A 17,846-nucleotide genomic window follows, 5' to 3' on the forward strand; every position below is an offset into this window, starting at 1 on the left:
AAACGCCCGGTTACATTCCGAACCCGGAAGCTAAGCCTTTCAGCGCCGATGGTACTGCAGGGGGGACCCTGTGGGAGAGTAGGACGCCGCCGAACTCCCGCCCTTTTAGCTCAGTCGGTAGAGCGTCTCCATGGTAAGGAGAAGGTCAACGGTTCGATTCCGTTAAAGGGCTCCAGCGAAAACAAAGAAGGCCCCCGCCTGATGGCGGGGGCCTTCTTTGTTTTGTGCCCTGTGTGACGTGAGTGCCATATCGGCGTGTGGGCCCCTGCCCCGTTCGGAGCAGGGGCCCACACGTGCGTCAGTTGCCGGTGAGGGGCTCCGGGAGGCGCATGGCAAGGATGGCCATGTCGTCGGAGGCGGGCTCTTGGGCGAAGCGTTCGACGGCGCGGAGGATGCGGGCGGCTACCGCGCCGGCCGTCAGGCCCGTACAGGTCTTGAGGACCTCGATCAGGCCGTCGTCGCCGAGCATCCGCGTGCCCTCACGGCGTTCCGTGACGCCGTCCGTGACACAGAGCAGGACGTCGCCCGGCTCGAGGGTGATGGTCTGCTCGTACAGCTCCAGGTCGTCGATGACGCCGAGGAGCGGCTGCGGGTCGGCGGCCGGGACGACCGTGCCGTCCTGGCGGAGGCGTAGCGGCAGGGGGTGGCCGGCGCAGACGACCTTGAGGATGGCCGAGCCGTCCTCCTGGGGCCACAGCTCGCCGTAGAGGAGTGTCAGGAAGCGGCTGCGGGCGCCCTCGTCGAGGATCGCCGCGTTGAGGCGCTCCAGGACCGCGGGGCCGCCGAAGCCCTCGCGGGCAAGGAGGCGCAGGGCGTGGCGGGCCAGGCCCGTGACGGCTGCGGCTTCCGGGCCCGTACCGCAGACGTCGCCGATGGCGAAGCCGTAGGCGTTGTCGCGGATGGGGAAGAGGTCGTAGAAGTCTCCGCCGACCTCGTTGCCCTCGCCGGCCGCGCGGTAGATGACCTCGACCTCCACGTTGTCGATCTGGGGGAGGCCGGGCGGCAGGAGGCTGCGCTGGAGGGACTGGCTGATCGCCATGCGCTCCGAGTAGAGACGGGCGTTGTCCAGGGCGAGCGCCGCTCGGCGGGACAGGTCCTCGGCGAGCTCCAGGATCTCCTGGCGGAAGTGGTCGTCCGAGGGCTTGCCGAGGGTGAGCATGCCGATCACGCGGTTGCGGGCGACCAGCGGCAGGACCACCGTCTCGCCGCCCACGGCGGCTGCCGTGGCGAGAGTGGTGTCGATGCCGGAGGACAACGGGCCGCTGCCGTGGCCGAGTTCGCGCATCGAGGTGGAGAGCGCGGCGCGGTGGGCGGCCTCGCCCGGGGCTGCCCAGACGCGGGCGCCGGGGGTGGGCACCGGGTCCGGTGGGGCGATGGAGGACAGCAGGGCCTTGAGTCCGTCGATGCGGTCCTCGTCCTCGTGCAGGACGTACGAGAGGTACGGGTCCGAGGCCTGGTCGGCGATCGTGTATACGGCGCACCAGGTGGCGAGGGTCGGGACGGTCATCTGGGCCATGAGGGCCAGGGTCTGGTCGCGGTCGAGGGTTCCGGCCAGCAGGTCGGAGGCCTCGACGAGGAAGCTGAGGGAGCCTCGGCGGAGGCGTTCGAGCTCGCCGAGGCGGGCCGACTCGACGGCGAGCGCGATGCGGTCGGCGGCGAACTGGAGGCGCAGGGCCTCCTCGTTGGAGTAGCGGTTGGAGCCTTCGGCGGCGACGCCGAGGGAGCCGGTGAGGCGGCCCTCGACCTTGAGCGGCACGGTCACGACGGAGCGCATGCCGGTGCCTTCGAGGAGCGGGACGGCGCCGGGGACGGCCGCCAGGTCCTCGTGGACGGCCGGCATCCGGGCGGAGCCGTAACGGCTGGCACCGGTCTCCACGGGGACGCGGGCGAAGCGCTGGCGGGCGGAGGGGAGGCCGGTGGTGGCCCGGACCTCCAGTTCGGTCTCGTCGTCGGTGGCGAGCAGGAGGAAGGCGGAGTCGCCGTCCAGCATGTCGCGGGCGCGCTCCACCGTGCGCTGCAGGAGGCCGTCGAGGTCGTCGGGGGCGGGGGAGCCGATGAAGACCTCGAAGGGGTCCGTGGCGCGGCTCTCCGAGCCCGCGTCGGAGACCGCGGGGCGCTGGGGGGTCTGGAGGATGGCGCGCTCGTACTCCCGTACCAGCAGGCAGACCGTCGAGGGTTCGCCTTCGGCGTCGCGTACGCGGAGGTGGGAGGCGTAGACGGGGATGATGCGGCCGTCGGCGCAGCGGATGCCGTAGCTGCCCTCCCAGCGGGAGAGGCGCAGGGCCTCGGCGAGGCCGGTGCCGATGCCGGGGGTGTGTGGCCAGGCGGCGAGGTCGCCGAGGGGCTTGCCGGTGACCTGCTCGGCGGCGTACCCGAAGAGCTCCTCGGCGTCCTCGTTCCACGAGGTGATGGCGCCGCCGCGGTCGATCTGGGCGACGGCGACGCGGACGCGGCTGTCCGCGGTGGGGAGGAGGGCGTCGGGGAGGACCGGTCCGGCGGAGCGGGTGCCGATCGGGCGCTCGGGCAGATCGAGCTGGAACCAGACATGTTTGTGCGTCGGGGTGTACTCGACTCCCCAGCGGGTGGCGAGGGCGGCGCACAGGAGCAGGCCCCGGCCGTTCTCGCGGTCGGGGTGGGCGACGGTGCGGCCGCCCTGGACGGGGATCTCGCGCTCGGGGTAGCGGTCGGCGACCTCGACGCGGATGCCGTCCTCGCTCCGCAGGCACAGGACGTCGGCCGCGGTGCCGGCGTGGATGACGGCGTTGGTGACGAGTTCGCTGGTCAGGACGACGGCGTCGTCGACGACCTCGGCGTACCCCCAGCCCTGGAGGGTGTCCCGGACGAAGGCGCGGGCGGTCGCGACGGACCGCCCGACGGGGTCGAAGGTCGCAGCCGCCCGCGCGGTGATCACAGAACTCCTCGTACGCGTCTCGACGCCCGGCTCCGCCATGGTCGGTCTGCCCCTCCCGCTGCGCCCGGTGGTCGATTCGCGCCACCCCGCCCCTGCCGGGCGGACCGGGGCGGTTGGACAGCCGGATGCCAGGTTACTTACCTTCGCTGTCCGAGCGGATGCCGGTCGCCGCTGTTTCCGTCCCCCGGGGGTGGGGACGCTATGCGAAGCTGCCGAACTGTTATCGCCAGGTTCGGCTGCGGTGAAACACTGGGCAGGCTTGTGGTGACTGCCCGGGCAGTACGGTCAACCCCTTCGGGAGGGACACGGTGGAGTCTGGCACGGCAGCGCGGCGCGGTGGCGGCGGCGCGACGCGCGCGAAGGGCGGACGGCCCCGGAGCGGTGAGACGGTGCAGGTGGACGCGGCGGCCATGGATCGGCTGCTCTCCGCCCTGGTATCGATGCGGGACGGGAACTTCCGTAAGCGGTTGACCGTGTCGGGCGACGGGGTGATGGCGGAGATCTCCGCCGTCTTCAACGAGGTCGCCGACCGGCAGATGCAGCTGACCGGCGAGTTGTCGCGGGTCCGGCGCACGGTGGGGCGTGAGGGCAAGCTGTCCGAGCGCCTGGAGGCGGGGCCCAGCGAGGGTGCCTGGCTGGCGGCGATCGAGGCCGCGAACGCGCTGGTCGACGACATGACGCGGCCCGTCTCCGAGGTGGGGCGGGTTCTTTCGGCGGTGGCCGAGGGTGATCTCGGTCAGCGGATGGACCTGCGGTCGGAGGGGCCCGAGGGGCGGCCGTTGCGCGGCGAGTTCCTGAAGGTCGCCCGGACCGTGAACAACCTGGTCGACCAGCTGTCGGCGTTCACGGACGAGGTGACGCGGGTCGCGCTGGAGGTCGGTACGGAGGGCATCTTGGGCGGTCAGGCCCAGGTGCGTGGAATGTCCGGTTCGTGGAAGGACCTCACGGACTCGGTCAACACGATGGCGTACCGGCTGACGGCTCAGGTGCGGGACATCGCGCTGGTGACGACCGCGGTGGCCCGGGGTGATCTGTCCAACAAGGTCACGGTTCATGTGGCCGGCGAGATGCTGCAGCTGAAGAACACCGTCAACACGATGGTGGATCAGCTGTCGTCGTTCTCCTCCGAGGTGACCCGGGTCGCCCGTGAGGTGGGTACCGAGGGCGAGCTGGGTGGTCAGGCGGAGGTCGCCGGGGTCGGCGGCGTGTGGAAGGACCTCACCGACTCCGTCAACACGATGGCGGGAAATCTCACCAATCAGGTGAGGGGGATCGCCGAGGTGACGACCGCGGTCGCCAACGGCGATCTGTCCCAGAAGGTCACGGTCAGTGCGCGCGGCGAGGTCGCGCAGCTCGCGGACACGATCAACCAGATGACCGAGACGCTGCGGACGTTCGCCGACGAGGTGACCCGGGTGGCGAGCGAGGTCGGCGCCGAGGGTGTGCTCGGCGGGCAGGCGCAGGTGCCCGGTGCGGCCGGCACGTGGAAGGACCTGACCGACTCGGTCAACACCGTCTTCCGGAACATCACCACGCAGGTGCGGGACATCGCGCAGGTGACGACGGCGGTCGCCAACGGTGATCTGTCGCAGAAGGTCACCGTCGACGTGGCCGGCGAGATGCTGGAGCTGAAGAACACCGTCAACACGATGGTGGACCAGCTGTCCGCGTTCGGTTCCGAGGTGACCAGGGTCGCGCGGGAGGTCGGTGTCGAGGGTCTGCTCGGTGGGCAGGCGCACGTACCGGGCGCCGCGGGGACCTGGAAGGACCTGACCGACTCGGTGAACACGGCGTTCCGCAACCTGACGGGTCAGGTGCGGGACATCGCGCAGGTGACGACGGCGGTCGCCAACGGTGATCTGTCGCAGAAGGTCACCGTCGATGTCGCGGGCGAGATGCTGGAGCTGAAGAACACCGTCAACACGATGGTGTCGCAGCTGTCGAACTTCGCCGACCAGGTGACGCGGATGGCGCGTGACGTGGGCACGGAGGGCCGCCTCGGCGGTCAGGCGCGCGTCGACGGTGTCTCCGGTACGTGGAAGGAGCTCACCGACTCCGTCAACTTCATGGCCGGCAACCTGACGTCCCAGGTGCGGCAGATCGCCCAGGTGACTACGGCGGTGGCGCGGGGTGACCTGTCGCAGAAGATCGACGTGGACGCGCGCGGCGAGATCCTGGAGCTGAAGAACACCATCAACACGATGGTCGACCAGCTGTCCGCGTTCGCGGAGCAGGTGACCAGGGTGGCCCGTGAGGTGGGTACGGACGGCCGGCTCGGCGGTCAGGCGCAGGTGCCGGGCGTCGCCGGTGTGTGGCGCGATCTGACGGACTCGGTGAACGGCATGGCCGGGAACCTCACCGCGCAGGTCCGCAACATCGCGGGTGTCGCCACGGCGGTGGCGCGCGGTGATCTGTCGCAGAAGATCGACGTGGACGCGCGCGGCGAGATCCTGGAGCTGAAGAACACCCTCAACACCATGGTCGACCAGCTCTCCAGCTTCGCGGAGCAGGTGACGCGGGTGGCCCGTGAGGTGGGTACGGAGGGAATCCTGGGCGGTCAGGCCGAGGTGCAGGGGGTCTCCGGCACCTGGAAGGACCTCACCCAGTCCGTGAACTTCATGGCCAACAACCTGACCTCGCAGGTGCGGAACATCGCCGAGGTGACGACCGCGGTCGCCAAGGGCGATCTGTCGAAGAAGATCACCGTCGATGCCAAGGGCGAGATCCTGGAGCTGGTGACGACCGTCAACACGATGGTCGACCAGCTGTCGAACTTCGCGGACGAGGTGACGCGAGTCGCCCGCGAGGTGGGTACGGAGGGCATCCTCGGCGGTCAGGCGCGGGTGCGCGGGGTCACCGGCATCTGGAAGGACCTCAGCGACAACGTCAACCTGATGGCCAACAACCTGACCAGTCAGGTGCGGAACATCTCCCGGGTCTCCTCGGCGGTCGCCAACGGCGACCTGACGAAGAAGGTGACGGTCGAGGCGCGCGGCGAGGTCGCCGAGCTCGCCGACACCGTCAACACGATGGTGACGACCCTGTCGTCGTTCGCCGACGAGGTGACCCGTGTCGCCCGCGAGGTGGGTACGGAGGGCGAGCTGGGCGGTCAGGCGCGGGTGCCGGGTGTCTCGGGCACCTGGAAGGACCTGACCGAGTCGGTGAACTCGATGGCGTCGAACCTGACGGGTCAGGTGCGTCAGATCGCCGCCGTCACGACCGCCATCGCCAAGGGCGATCTCACCAAGAAGATCGACATCGACGCGCGCGGTGAGATCCAGGAGCTGAAGAACACCATCAACACGATGGTCGACCAGCTGTCCTCCTTCGCCGAGGAGGTCACGCGTGTGGCCCGTGAGGTGGGTACGGAGGGCATCCTCGGCGGCCAGGCGCGCGTCCGGGACGTCGACGGCACCTGGCGCGACCTGACCGAGTCCGTGAACGAGATGGCCGGGAACCTGACCCGGCAGGTGCGCGCGATCGCGGCCGTCGCCACGGCGGTGACCCGCGGCGATCTGAACCTGAAGATCGACGGCGTGGACGCGGCGGGCGAGATCCAGGCCCTCCAGGACAACATCAACACCATGATCGCCAACCTGCGCGACACCACCCTCGCCAACGAGGAGCAGGACTGGCTCAAGGGCAACCTGGCCCGGATCTCCGGTCTGATGCAGGGCCGGCGCGACCTGGACGACGTCGCCTCGCTCATCATGAGCGAGCTGACCCCGGTCGTCTCCGCCCAGCACGGCGCCTTCTTCGTGGCGATGCCGACCGGCACCGCGACCGGCGGCACCGAACTCGGCCGGCTGGGGGAGAGCGCGTACGAGCTGCGGATGCGCGGCAGTTACGGGTACTCCACCGGTTCCATGCCCACCTCGTTCCGGCCGGGCGAGACGCTCATCGGGACGGCGGCCGAGGAGAAGCGGACGATCCAGGTCAATGTGCCGCCGGGCTATCTGAAGATCTCGTCCGGGCTCGGCGAGGCCGCCCCGGCGCATGTGATCGTCCTTCCCGTCCTCTTCGAGGGGAAGGTGCTCGGTGTGATCGAGCTGGCCTCCTTCCAGCCGTTCACACAGATCCAGCGGGACTTCCTCAACCAGCTCGCCGAGCTGATCGCCACCACGGTCAACACCATCAGCGTCAACACCAAGACCGAGGTGCTGCTCAAGCAGTCCCAGGAGCTGACCGAGCAGCTGCGTGAGCGTTCGGCGGAGCTGGAGCACCGGCAGAAGGAGCTCCAGGGTTCCAACGCCGAGCTGGAGGAGAAGGCCGAGTTGCTCGCCCGGCAGAACCGGGACATCGAGGTGAAGAACACCGAGATCGAGGAGGCCCGGCAGGTCCTGGAGGAGCGGGCCGAACAGCTCGCCGTCTCCATGCGGTACAAGTCCGAGTTCCTGGCGAACATGTCGCACGAGCTGCGTACGCCGCTCAACTCGCTGCTGATTCTCGCCAAGTTGCTCGCCGACAACGCGGACCACAACCTCTCGCCCAAGCAGGTCGAGTTCGCCGAGACCATCCACGGCGCCGGTTCCGACCTGCTGCAGCTGATCAACGACATCCTCGACCTGTCGAAGGTCGAGGCGGGCAAGATGGACGTCTCCCCGACGCGTATCGCTCTCGTCCAGCTCGTCGACTACGTGGAGGCCACGTTCCGGCCGCTGACCGCGGAGAAGGGCCTCGACTTCTCGGTCCGGGTCTCACCCGAGCTGCCCGCCACGCTCCACACCGACGAGCAGCGTCTGCTGCAGGTGCTGCGCAACCTGCTGTCCAACGCGGTGAAGTTCACCGACAGCGGTGCGGTGGAGCTGGTGATCCGGCCGGCCGGGACGGACGTACCGCAGTCGATCCGGGAGCAGCTCCTGGAGTCCGGTTCGCTGCGCGACCCGGAGGCCGACCTGATCGCCTTCTCGGTGACGGACACCGGCATCGGGATCGCCGCGGGCAAGATGCGGGTGATCTTCGAGGCGTTCAAGCAGGCGGACGGGACGACCAGCCGCAAGTACGGCGGTACGGGCCTGGGTCTGTCGATCAGCCGGGAGATCGCGCGGCTGCTCGGCGGAGAGATCTACGCGGCGAGCGAGCCGGGCCGCGGCTCCACGTTCACGCTCTACCTGCCGCTGAGCCCCAGCGAGCTGCCGCCGCACGGCTACGGGGCGGGGGAGCAGGGGCCGGACCCGCGCACGGGTCTGGAGGACGGCTCGGTCGACGAGATCCTGCCCCCGTTCCCGCCCACGGCCATGGCGGCCGATCTGCGCTCCGGCGCGGGCGCGCTGTTCCGGCACCGGCGCAAGGCGGTGCAGCAGTCCGGGTTCGACGACCGGCCCGCGCTGCCGGGCCAGCCCGGCCGGACCGGTCAGGCCGAGCAGGCGGCCGCCGACGAGGAGCGGGTGGAGTCCGAGCCGCGCCGTACGTTCCTGTTCAGCGGCGAGAAGGTGCTGATCGTGGACGACGACATCCGTAACGTCTTCGCGCTCACCAGCGTCCTTGAGCAGCACGGTCTCGCGGTGCTGTACGCGGAGAACGGGCGCGAGGGCATCGAAGTCCTGGAGCAGCACGACGATGTGACGGTCGTTCTGATGGACATCATGATGCCCGAGATGGACGGATACGCGACGACGACGGCGATCCGCCGGATGCCGCAGTTCGCCGGGCTGCCGATCATCGCGCTCACCGCGAAGGCGATGAAGGGCGACCGGGAGAAGGCGATCGAGTCGGGTGCCTCCGACTACGTCACCAAGCCGGTCGATCCCGATCACCTGCTGTCGGTGATGGAAGAGTGGATGCGCGGAAACGGAAGCGAGGGTTGTTGACGCACTGTCGCCGCAGGCGTGTGAGAGGACGGGATACGGGGAACCTTCTGGTCTCTCACCACGTTTCTGCTACGTGCACAGTGACATCGTGGTGACAGGGTGTGGCGACAGGCGGGGTGCGGCTACCATGACCGGCACAAGGACGGACGGCGCATGGGAGTCGTCTTCTGGGGCGGCGCCCGGTGCTTCCCCCGGCTCGGCGAGTCGGGGAGAGCCGATGCCGGGGCGAGGAGGACGGGGCATGGTGCAGAAGGCCAAGATCCTCCTGGTCGATGACCGGCCGGAGAATCTGCTGGCGCTGGAGGCCATTCTCTCCGCGCTCGATCAGACGCTGGTGCGGGCATCGTCCGGGGAGGAAGCGCTCAAGGCGCTGCTGACCGATGACTTCGCGGTCATTCTGCTGGATGTCCAGATGCCGGGAATGGACGGATTCGAGACCGCGGCGCACATCAAGCGGCGCGAGCGGACCCGGGACATCCCGATCATCTTCCTCACCGCCATCAACCACGGCCCGCACCACACCTTCCGGGGTTACGCGGCGGGCGCGGTGGACTACATCTCCAAGCCGTTCGACCCGTGGGTGCTGCGCGCCAAGGTCTCGGTCTTCGTCGAGCTGTACATGAAGAACTGTCAGCTGCGTGAGCAGGCCGCGCTGCTCCGGCTCCAGCTGGAGGGTGGCCACGGCGGCCACGCCAAGGAGTCGGCCGGGCTGCTCGCCGAGCTCTCCGCCCGCCTTGCGGCGGTCGAGGAGCAGGCGGAGGCGCTGTCCAAGCAGCTCGACGACGACTCGGCCGACGCCGCCGCCGTCGCCACCGCCGCCCATCTGGAGCGCAAGCTCACCGGGCTGCGGCGGGCCCTGGACGCCCTGGAGCCCGGCGCGGGCGGCCCGCCCGTCCTGCCCTCGCAGAGCTGACGCACCGTCAAGGTGCGAGCGCCCGCGGTGAGCGGGCGTCAGTTTCGCGCCCCTGTCCGGACGACACGAACGGGTGAGCCCGGACGGGCACGTGTCCGACGCGGCTCACACCGGTAACCTCAGCATCATGGCCTCACGTACGTCCGGCAAGGGTTCCCAGGGCACGGCGGGCACCGCGAAGCCGCGCGCCGGCCGTACGAGCGGTGCCGCGAAGAAGGCGGCGCCCGCCAAGTCCCCCGCCAAACCGCCCGCGAAGAAGACCGCGGCGAAGAAGGCCGTGCCCGCGAAGCGCGCGCCCGCCAAGAAGACCGCCGCGAAGAAGCCGGCGCCCAAGCCCGCGCCCTCCCCGACCGGGGGTGTGTACCGGCTGGTGCGCGGGCTCTGGCTCGGTCTCGCGCACGGTGTGGGGGCGGTGTTCCGGGGGATAGGGCGTGGCGCGAAGGGTCTCGACCCCGCGCACCGCAAGGACGGCATGGCGCTGCTGCTGCTCGGCGTCGCCCTGATCGTCGCGGCCGGTACCTGGTCCAATCTCCGCGGCCCGGTCGGCGATCTCGTCGAGATGCTGGTCACCGGGGCGTTCGGCCGGCTCGATCTGCTCGTGCCGCTGCTGGTCGGTGCGATCGGCATCCGGCTGATCCTCTATCCGGAGAAGCCCGACGCCAACGGCCGGGTCGTCATCGGTCTGTCCGCCCTCGTCATCGGGGTGCTCGGACAGGTCCACATCGCCTGCGGCTCGCCCGGCCGGGGCGAGGGCACCAAGGCCATGCAGGACGCCGGCGGGCTCATCGGCTGGGCCGCGTCCAAGCCGCTGATCTTCATGATGGGCGAGGTCCTCGCCGTACCGCTGTTGGTGCTGCTCACGATCTTCGGACTGCTCGTCGTCACCGCCACGCCCGTCAACGCCATCCCCCAGCGCCTGCGCGCGCTCGGCGCCAGGCTCGGCCTGGTCGAGCCGGCGTACGACCCCGAGGCCGATCCCGAGGCCCAGGCGGAGGCGTACGAGGACGACTGGCGCGAGGGTGGGTCTCAGCCCGCAGGGCGCGCCCGGCGCACGCCCCCCGGGTCCCACCAGGTGTACGACGTCGACCAGGCCGAGGAGGAGGCGCTCACCCGGCGCAGGCGCCCGCGCAGGTCCTCGGTGCAGCCCGCCTTCGACCGGCCCATGGACGCCGTGGACGTGGCCGCCGCGGCCGCCGCCGCCCTCGACGGGGCGGTGCTCAACGGTATGCCGCCCTCCCCGCTGGTCGCCGACCTCACCCGGGACGTCACCGCCGAGCGCGCCGCCGCCGTCGCAGCGGCTGCCGCCGAGGCCGCCGAGGCTGCTGAGGCCACGGGGAAGGGCGGGGCCACGGGGAACGCCGGGGCGCCGTCCGGTGCGCCGGTGCCGACCGCCCGCGCCGAGAAGGCCGGGCGCCTGCCCGGAGCCGTACCGGACCTCACCAAGCCCGCGCCGGACCACTCCGAGCTGCCGCCGCGCGCGGAGCAGCTCCAGCTGTCCGGGGACATCACGTACGCGCTGCCCTCGCTCGACCTGCTCGAGCGCGGCGGGCCGGGCAAGACGCGCAGCGCGGCGAACGACGCCGTGGTGGATTCGCTCTCGAACGTCTTCAGCGAGTTCAAGGTCGACGCGGCCGTCACCGGCTTCACGCGCGGGCCGACGGTCACGCGGTACGAGGTCGAGCTCGGCCCGGCCGTGAAGGTCGAGAAGATCACGGCCCTGACGAAGAACATCGCCTACGCCGTCGCCTCTCCGGACGTACGGATCATCTCGCCGATCCCCGGCAAGTCCGCGGTCGGCATCGAGATCCCGAACTCCGACCGGGAGATGGTGAACCTCGGCGACGTGCTGCGCCTCGCCGCGGCGGCCGAGGACGACCATCCGATGCTGGTCGCGCTCGGCAAGAACGTCGAGGGCGGCTACGAGATGGCCAATCTGGCGAAGATGCCGCACGTCCTGGTCGCCGGTGCCACGGGCTCAGGAAAGTCCTCGTGCATCAACTGCCTGATCACGTCGATCATGATAAGGGCGACCCCCGAGGACGTCCGGATGGTGCTCGTCGACCCGAAGCGGGTCGAGCTCACCGCGTACGAGGGCATCCCGCACCTGATCACGCCGATCATCACCAACCCCAAGCGGGCCGCGGAGGCGCTGCAGTGGGTGGTGCGCGAGATGGACCTGCGCTACGACGACCTGGCCGCGTTCGGCTTCCGGCACATCGACGACTTCAACGAGGCCATCCGCAACGGCAAGGTCAAGCTGCCCGAGGGCAGCGAGCGCGAGCTGAGGACCTACCCGTACCTGCTGGTGATCGTCGACGAGCTGGCCGACCTGATGATGGTCGCGCCCCGGGACGTCGAGGACGCCATCGTCCGGATCACCCAGTTGGCCCGTGCGGCCGGAATCCATCTGGTGCTCGCCACCCAGCGGCCCTCGGTGGACGTGGTCACGGGTCTGATCAAGGCGAACGTGCCCTCGCGGCTCGCGTTCGCGACCTCCTCGCTCGCCGACAGCCGGGTCATCCTCGACCAGCCGGGAGCCGAGAAGCTCATCGGAAAGGGTGACGGTCTGTTCCTGCCGATGGGCGCGAACAAGCCCGTCCGCATGCAGGGCGCCTTCGTCACCGAGGCCGAGGTCGCGGCCGTCGTCCAGCACTGCAAGGACCAGATGGCGCCGGTCTTCCGGGACGACGTCACCGTCGGCACCAAGCAGAAGAAGGAGATCGACGAGGAGATCGGCGACGACCTCGACCTGCTGTGTCAGGCCGCTGAGCTGGTCGTCTCCACCCAGTTCGGCTCCACGTCGATGCTCCAGCGCAAGCTGCGGGTCGGCTTCGCCAAGGCCGGCCGGCTGATGGACCTGATGGAGTCCCGGAGCATCGTCGGACCGAGCGAGGGGTCCAAGGCGCGGGACGTGCTCGTCAAGCCGGACGAGCTGGACGGGGTGCTGGCCGTGATCCGGGGGGAGTCCGAGGGGTGAGCGGCGGGCGGGGTCCGGCCGATCTCCCGCCGTGATCCTCGCCGTAACGAGACCCTGTCGAGACTCACTCGTAAGGGAACTTGGGCAACCGTTTCCCTTGGCCGTACGTCAAGTTGGAGGGAGGGACAGAAGGATGTCCCAGCCTCATGGCGTACAAACAGCGTCCGCCCGGTTGCCCCACCCTTTCGTACCACCCATAGACTGAACATCCAGCAGGTGGTTACACGCTCGAAAGGCGCTCTCGTGTCCATCGGCAACTCCCCCGAATCCCCCGAAGACGACCGGAACTTCCCGGCAGACGACCGGGATTCGATCGGTCGTGCCCTCCAGCAGGGCCGGATCGCCGCCGGTCTCACCGTCGACGAGGTCAGTGCCTCCACGCGGGTCCGCATCCCGATCGTGCACGCGATCGAGGAGGACGACTTCTCCCGCTGCGGCGGCGACGTCTACGCCCGCGGGCACATCCGTACGCTCGCCCGCGCCGTCGGCATCGATCCCGCGCCCCTGATCGAGCAGTACGACGCCGATCACGGCGGACGGCCCGCGCCGACCCCTGCGGCGCCGCTGTTCGAGGCGGAACGCATCCGCCCCGAGCCGCGTCGCCCCAACTGGACCGCGGCCATGGTGGCCGCGATCGTCGCCGTCGTCGGCTTCGTCGGCTTCACGATGTTCAACGGGACCGAGACGAAGGACGGGGCGGGCGCCGTCGCCGAGGGCCCGGCCCCGGAGAAGAAGACGACCAGCCCCACCACGAAGCCCGCCAAGACCACCGCGCCGCAGCCGGTGCCGAGCGCCATCGCGGCGGTCCCGAAGGACAAGGTCACGGTCAAGCTGACCGCGATCGACGACAAGAGCTGGATCTCGGCCAAGGCGAGCGACGGCAAGCTGCTCTTCGACGGACTCCTCCTCAAGGGCGAGTCCAAGACCTTCCAGGACGACGAGCGCGTCGACCTGATCCTCGGCAACGCGGGTCCGATCGAGCTCTTCGTGAACGGCAAGAAGATCGAAGAGAAGTTCGAATCCGGTGCCGTCGAGCGGCTCTCCTACGCCAAGGGCGACCCCGAGGCCGGATGATCCGCCGGGCGACCGTCGCGCAGGTGAACCCTGCGCGGCGGGGGTACGGCCGGGACGAAGTAGTCTTGAGTCCATGCCCGAACGCCGTACCGTCGCCCTTGTCACTCTTGGCTGCGCCCGTAACGAGGTGGACTCGGAGGAGCTCGCAGGCCGCTTGGCAGCGGACGGCTGGGAGCTCGTCGAGAACGCCGAGAACGCCGATGTCGCCGTCGTCAACACCTGTGGATTCGTCGAAGCCGCCAAGAAGGACTCCGTCGACGCCCTCCTCGAAGCCAATGATCTGAAGGATCACGGCAAGACCCAGGCCGTCGTCGCCGTCGGCTGCATGGCCGAGCGGTACGGCAAGGAACTCGCCGACGCCCTCCCCGAGGCCGACGGTGTGCTCGGCTTCGACGACTACGCCGACATCTCCAACCGGCTCCAGACCATCCTCAACGGTGGCAGCGTGGAGGCCCACACCCCGCGCGACCGGCGCCAGCTGCTGCCGCTGTCCCCCGTGGAGCGCCAGCAGGCCGCCGCCGGGATCGCCCTCCCGGGCCACGGCGCCGTCGAGGCGCCCGCCGAAGCCCCCGAGAACGTGCCGGCCGACCTGCCCGACGGCCTGGCGCCGGCCTCCGGGCCGCGCGCCCCGCTCCGCCGCCGGCTCGACCGCAGCCCCGTCGCCTCGGTGAAGCTGGCCTCCGGCTGCGACCGCCGGTGCTCGTTCTGTGCCATCCCGTCCTTCCGTGGCTCCTTCGTCTCGCGGCGGCCCTCCGACGTCCTCAACGAGACGCGCTGGCTCGCCGAGCAGGGTGTGAAGGAGGTCATGCTGGTCTCCGAGAACAACACCTCGTACGGCAAGGACCTCGGTGACATCCGCCTCCTGGAGAGCCTGCTGCCCGACCTCGCGGCCGTCGACGGCATCGAGCGGGTCCGGGTCAGCTACCTCCAGCCGGCCGAGATGCGGCCCGGCCTCATCGACGTCCTGACCTCGACCGACAAGGTCGTCCCGTACTTCGACCTCTCCTTCCAGCACAGCGCCCCGGACGTGCTGCGGGCCATGCGCCGCTTCGGCGACACCGACCGCTTCCTGGAGCTCCTGGAGACCATCCGCTCCAAGGCCCCGCAGGCCGGTGCCCGGTCCAACTTCATCGTCGGCTTCCCCGGCGAGACGGAGGCGGACTTCGCTGAGCTGGAACGCTTCATCACCCACGCGCGGCTCGACGCCATCGGCGTCTTCGGCTACTCCGACGAGGACGGCACCGAAGCCGCCACGTACGAGCACAAGCTCGACCAGGAGGTCGTCGACGAGCGGCTCGCCCACCTCTCGCGGCTCGCCGAGGAGCTCACCGCCCAGCGTGCGGAGGAGCGGATCGGAGAGACCCTGGAAGTACTGGTCGAATCGGTCGACGAGGAGGACGGCGTGATCGGCCGCGCGGCGCACCAGGCGCCGGAGACGGACGGCCAGGTCGTCATCACCGCGGACTCCGCCGCGAGCCGGGAGCTGACTCCTGGCCGTATGGTCGAGGCGAAGGTCGTGGGAACGGAAGGCGTCGACCTGGTGGCCGAGTGTCTTTTCGAGGAGGCGGGCAGATGACCGGAGTCCCGGCATCCGCGACGGGCGGGACCGGTAGGCCCGCGCCCGGCGGCAAGCTGGGCTCTGCGGCGGTCAACCAGGCCAGCCTGTGGAACATCGCCAACATCCTCACCATGATCCGCCTGGTGCTCGTGCCCGGCTTCGTGCTGCTCCTGCTCCAGGACGGCGGACACGATCCGGTCTGGCGCGCCTGGGCATGGGCCGCCTTCGCCGTCGCCATGATCACGGACGTCTTCGACGGCCATCTGGCGCGGGCGTACAACCTGGTCACGGACTTCGGGAAGATCGCCGACCCGATCGCCGACAAGGCGATCATGGCGGCCGGGCTGATCTGCCTGTCGTCGCTCGGGGACCTGCCGTGGTGGGTGACGATCGTGATCCTCGCGCGCGAGCTCGGGATCACGCTGATGCGGTTCTGGGTGATCCGGCACGGGGTGATTCCGGCCAGTCGCGGCGGCAAGATGAAGACCTTGGCGCAGGGCACGGCGGTCGGGATGTACGTGCTGATGCTGACCGGTCCACTCGCCACCTTGCGCTTCTGGGTGATGGCGGTCGCCGTCGTGCTGACGGTCGTCACCGGTCTGGACTACGTCCGGCAGGCGATCGTGCTGCGGCGCCGAGGGCTGGCGGAGGAGCGGGCCGCGCGCCTTGCCTCCGGTGGTGCGGGTGCTGCGGGTGGTGTCAGTGGCGCTGGTGGTGCCGGTGGTGCTGAGGGGGCTGTAGCGGCCGCTGAGGCCCCTGAGAGCGCGGCGCAGCCGCCTGTGCCGGGGCCGACGAGTGGGTCGGATGCGTCGGAGGTCTCCACGAGTGATGCCTCCACGGCGGGGCCCGCGGCGGGGTCGGGGCGATGAACGGGGCCGCCCGGGTGCTGGAGCTGCTTGCGGAGCGTGGCCAGAGCCTCGCCGCGGCGGAATCCCTCACGGGCGGTCTGGTGGCCGCGGAGCTCACTTCCGTGCCCGGAGCGTCGAAGGTCTTCCTCGGGTCCGTCACGGCGTACGCCACGGCCCTCAAGCGGGATCTCCTGGGCGTCGACGAGCTCCTGCTCGGCGAGCACGGAGCGGTGGACCCCGAGGTCGCGCTGCAGATGGCGGTGGGTGCGCGCGTCCGGCTCGGCGCAGACTGGGGCATCGCGACGACCGGTGTCGCCGGGCCCGATTCGCAGGACGGGCAGCCGGTCGGCACGGTGTACGTGGCGGTCGCGGGGCCCGTAGGGGCCGGGAAAGTGGTCGCATTGCGGTTGAACGGCGACCGTGCGGAAATCCGTAGAGAGAGCGTACGGAGCGTGCTGGAACTGCTCGACGACGAACTCTCGGGAAATGGGCGGGCACAGGATACGGAACAGAACGGGGGGAATTGATGTTTGCAGCCCTGAGTGAACACGACATCGCTCCCCGCACGGCCGCAGCGCGAGGCGGTACGGTGGGGCGTGAAGGATGCGGCTACGCGGTCCGAGGAGGGAGCCACCGATGATTCTGCTCCGTCGCCTGTTGGGTGACGTGCTGCGTCGGCAGCGCCAGCGCCAGGGCCGTACTCTGCGCGAAGTCTCCTCGTCCGCCCGAGTTTCGCTCGGCTATCTCTCCGAGGTGGAGCGGGGGCAGAAGGAGGCTTCCTCCGAGCTGCTCTCCGCGATCTGCGACGCGCTTGACGTACGGATGTCCGAGCTCATGCGTGAAGTGAGCGACGAGCTGTCGTTGGCCGAACTGGCCGAGTCGGCAGCGGCGAGCGAACCGGTGCCGGCGCCGGTACGCCCGATGCTCAATTCGGTGTCGGTGACGTCGGTGGCAGGTGTGTCCACCGAGCGGGTGACCATCAAGGCGCCCGCCGAAGCGGTCGACGTCGTCGCTGCCTGAACCGAAGTGGGCGAAGCCCCGGTCGGTGTCCTCCACGGACATCGACCGGGGCTTTCGCTCTTTCGCTCTTGATCTGTTCCTGATTTGTTCTTGAATCAGTCGTGCGGTTACGGATTGTTCCGAGATGCCTGGCTTTCGTGGTTCGTGCATCGTGGGGAGAACGTACGACTGGTTGGAGAATCCGTATGTCTGTCGTCAAGAGCCCCCTGTCCGACGCCGACCTGAAGACGGTCGGCGACGCTCTGCAGGGCGCGTTGGTCGACCTCGTCGACCTGGCCCTGGTTGCCAAGCAGGTGCATTGGAACGTGGTGGGGCCCCGGTTCCGTTCGATCCATCTGCAGCTCGACGAGGTCGTGCTCACCGCCCGTCAGCACTCCGACGTCGTCGCCGAACGTGCGTCGGCGATCGGTGTGAACCCGGACGGGCGATCCGCGACGGTCGCCTCGACGAGCGCGGTGGGGGCGGTCGCGGTGGCGAACGGCTGGATCAAGGACAAGGACGCGGTGGAGATCCTGGTCCAGGCGCTCGGCGCGGTGGTCCTGCGGATGCGGGAGCGCATCCAGGAGACCGGCGAGCCCGACCCGATCAGTCAGGACGTACTCATCGGTCTGACGGCCGACCTGGAGAAGCACGCCTGGATGTTCCAGGCCGAGAGCGCCTAGCGTGGCGCCCGCGCTGCGCGGTGCGTGCGCCGGGTCTGCCTCCGGTGCGCCCTCCCGCCGGGTGATACGGCCG

At 69.9% G+C, this 17,846-nt stretch carries 10 protein-coding genes, 1 tRNA gene and 1 rRNA gene; 11 read left to right on the forward strand and 1 reads right to left on the reverse strand.

Annotation, left to right across the window (positions count from 1 at the left end):
• Nucleotides 1-95: ribosomal RNA gene (gene rrf, locus ACGFYP_RS31440) — 5S ribosomal RNA — on the forward strand; the annotation flags it as partial.
• A gap of 4 nt (nucleotides 96-99) precedes the next feature.
• Nucleotides 100-175 (forward strand) — tRNA-Thr (locus ACGFYP_RS31445).
• A 123-nt stretch (nucleotides 176-298) separates the two neighbouring features.
• Here ACGFYP_RS31445 and ACGFYP_RS31450 read toward each other — a convergent pair.
• Nucleotides 299-2,950 (reverse strand): SpoIIE family protein phosphatase, encoded by a 2,652-nt coding sequence (locus ACGFYP_RS31450; protein WP_393500836.1) that lies wholly within the window; start codon nucleotides 2,948-2,950, stop codon nucleotides 299-301.
• A gap of 269 nt (nucleotides 2,951-3,219) precedes the next feature.
• Here ACGFYP_RS31450 and ACGFYP_RS31455 point away from each other — a divergent pair, with 269 nt between their 5' ends.
• From ACGFYP_RS31455 to ACGFYP_RS31495, 9 genes are all read left to right on the forward strand, one after another.
• Nucleotides 3,220-8,721 carry a HAMP domain-containing protein gene (locus ACGFYP_RS31455; RefSeq protein ID WP_393500839.1) on the forward strand — a complete coding sequence of 1,834 codons (5,502 nt, stop codon included), beginning with the start codon at nucleotides 3,220-3,222 and terminating at the stop codon, nucleotides 8,719-8,721.
• Nucleotides 8,722-8,962: 241 nt separating this feature from the next.
• Complete coding sequence (locus tag ACGFYP_RS31460) at nucleotides 8,963-9,634, forward strand: response regulator (protein WP_361966262.1); 672 nt, start codon at nucleotides 8,963-8,965, stop codon at nucleotides 9,632-9,634.
• Between the two features lie 127 nt (nucleotides 9,635-9,761).
• A complete protein-coding gene (locus tag ACGFYP_RS31465; protein WP_393500843.1) occupies nucleotides 9,762-12,611 on the forward strand; it encodes a DNA translocase FtsK in 2,850 nt (949 codons plus the stop codon).
• A 243-nt stretch (nucleotides 12,612-12,854) separates the two neighbouring features.
• Nucleotides 12,855-13,685 carry a helix-turn-helix domain-containing protein gene (locus ACGFYP_RS31470; RefSeq protein WP_393500847.1) on the forward strand — a complete coding sequence of 277 codons (831 nt, stop codon included), beginning with the start codon at nucleotides 12,855-12,857 and terminating at the stop codon, nucleotides 13,683-13,685.
• A 73-nt stretch (nucleotides 13,686-13,758) separates the two neighbouring features.
• Nucleotides 13,759-15,261 (forward strand): 30S ribosomal protein S12 methylthiotransferase RimO, encoded by a 1,503-nt coding sequence (gene rimO / locus ACGFYP_RS31475; RefSeq protein ID WP_393500850.1) that lies wholly within the window; start codon nucleotides 13,759-13,761, stop codon nucleotides 15,259-15,261.
• The gene (gene pgsA, locus ACGFYP_RS31480; protein WP_393500853.1) at nucleotides 15,258-16,112 is read left to right on the forward strand and encodes a CDP-diacylglycerol--glycerol-3-phosphate 3-phosphatidyltransferase; all 855 of its coding nucleotides are present in this window, start codon (nucleotides 15,258-15,260) and stop codon (nucleotides 16,110-16,112) included. The genes rimO and pgsA overlap by 4 nt, the downstream gene beginning before the upstream one ends.
• On the forward strand, nucleotides 16,109-16,618 hold the full coding sequence (locus tag ACGFYP_RS31485; RefSeq protein ID WP_361966252.1) for a CinA family protein: 510 nt from the start codon (nucleotides 16,109-16,111) through the stop codon (nucleotides 16,616-16,618). Before pgsA ends, ACGFYP_RS31485 begins: the two co-directional genes overlap by 4 nt.
• A gap of 109 nt (nucleotides 16,619-16,727) precedes the next feature.
• Entirely contained in the window at nucleotides 16,728-17,111 is a 384-nt protein-coding gene (locus ACGFYP_RS31490) for a helix-turn-helix domain-containing protein (protein ID WP_265864835.1), read from the forward strand.
• A 185-nt stretch (nucleotides 17,112-17,296) separates the two neighbouring features.
• Nucleotides 17,297-17,773 (forward strand): DNA starvation/stationary phase protection protein, encoded by a 477-nt coding sequence (locus ACGFYP_RS31495; RefSeq protein ID WP_361966250.1) that lies wholly within the window; start codon nucleotides 17,297-17,299, stop codon nucleotides 17,771-17,773.
• The last annotated feature ends 73 nt before the right edge of the window (nucleotides 17,774-17,846 follow it).

Origin of the sequence: Streptomyces sp. NPDC048370 (assembly GCF_043200825.1) — a bacterium.
In the GTDB taxonomy this organism is placed as follows: Bacteria; Actinomycetota; Actinomycetes; order Streptomycetales; family Streptomycetaceae; genus Streptomyces.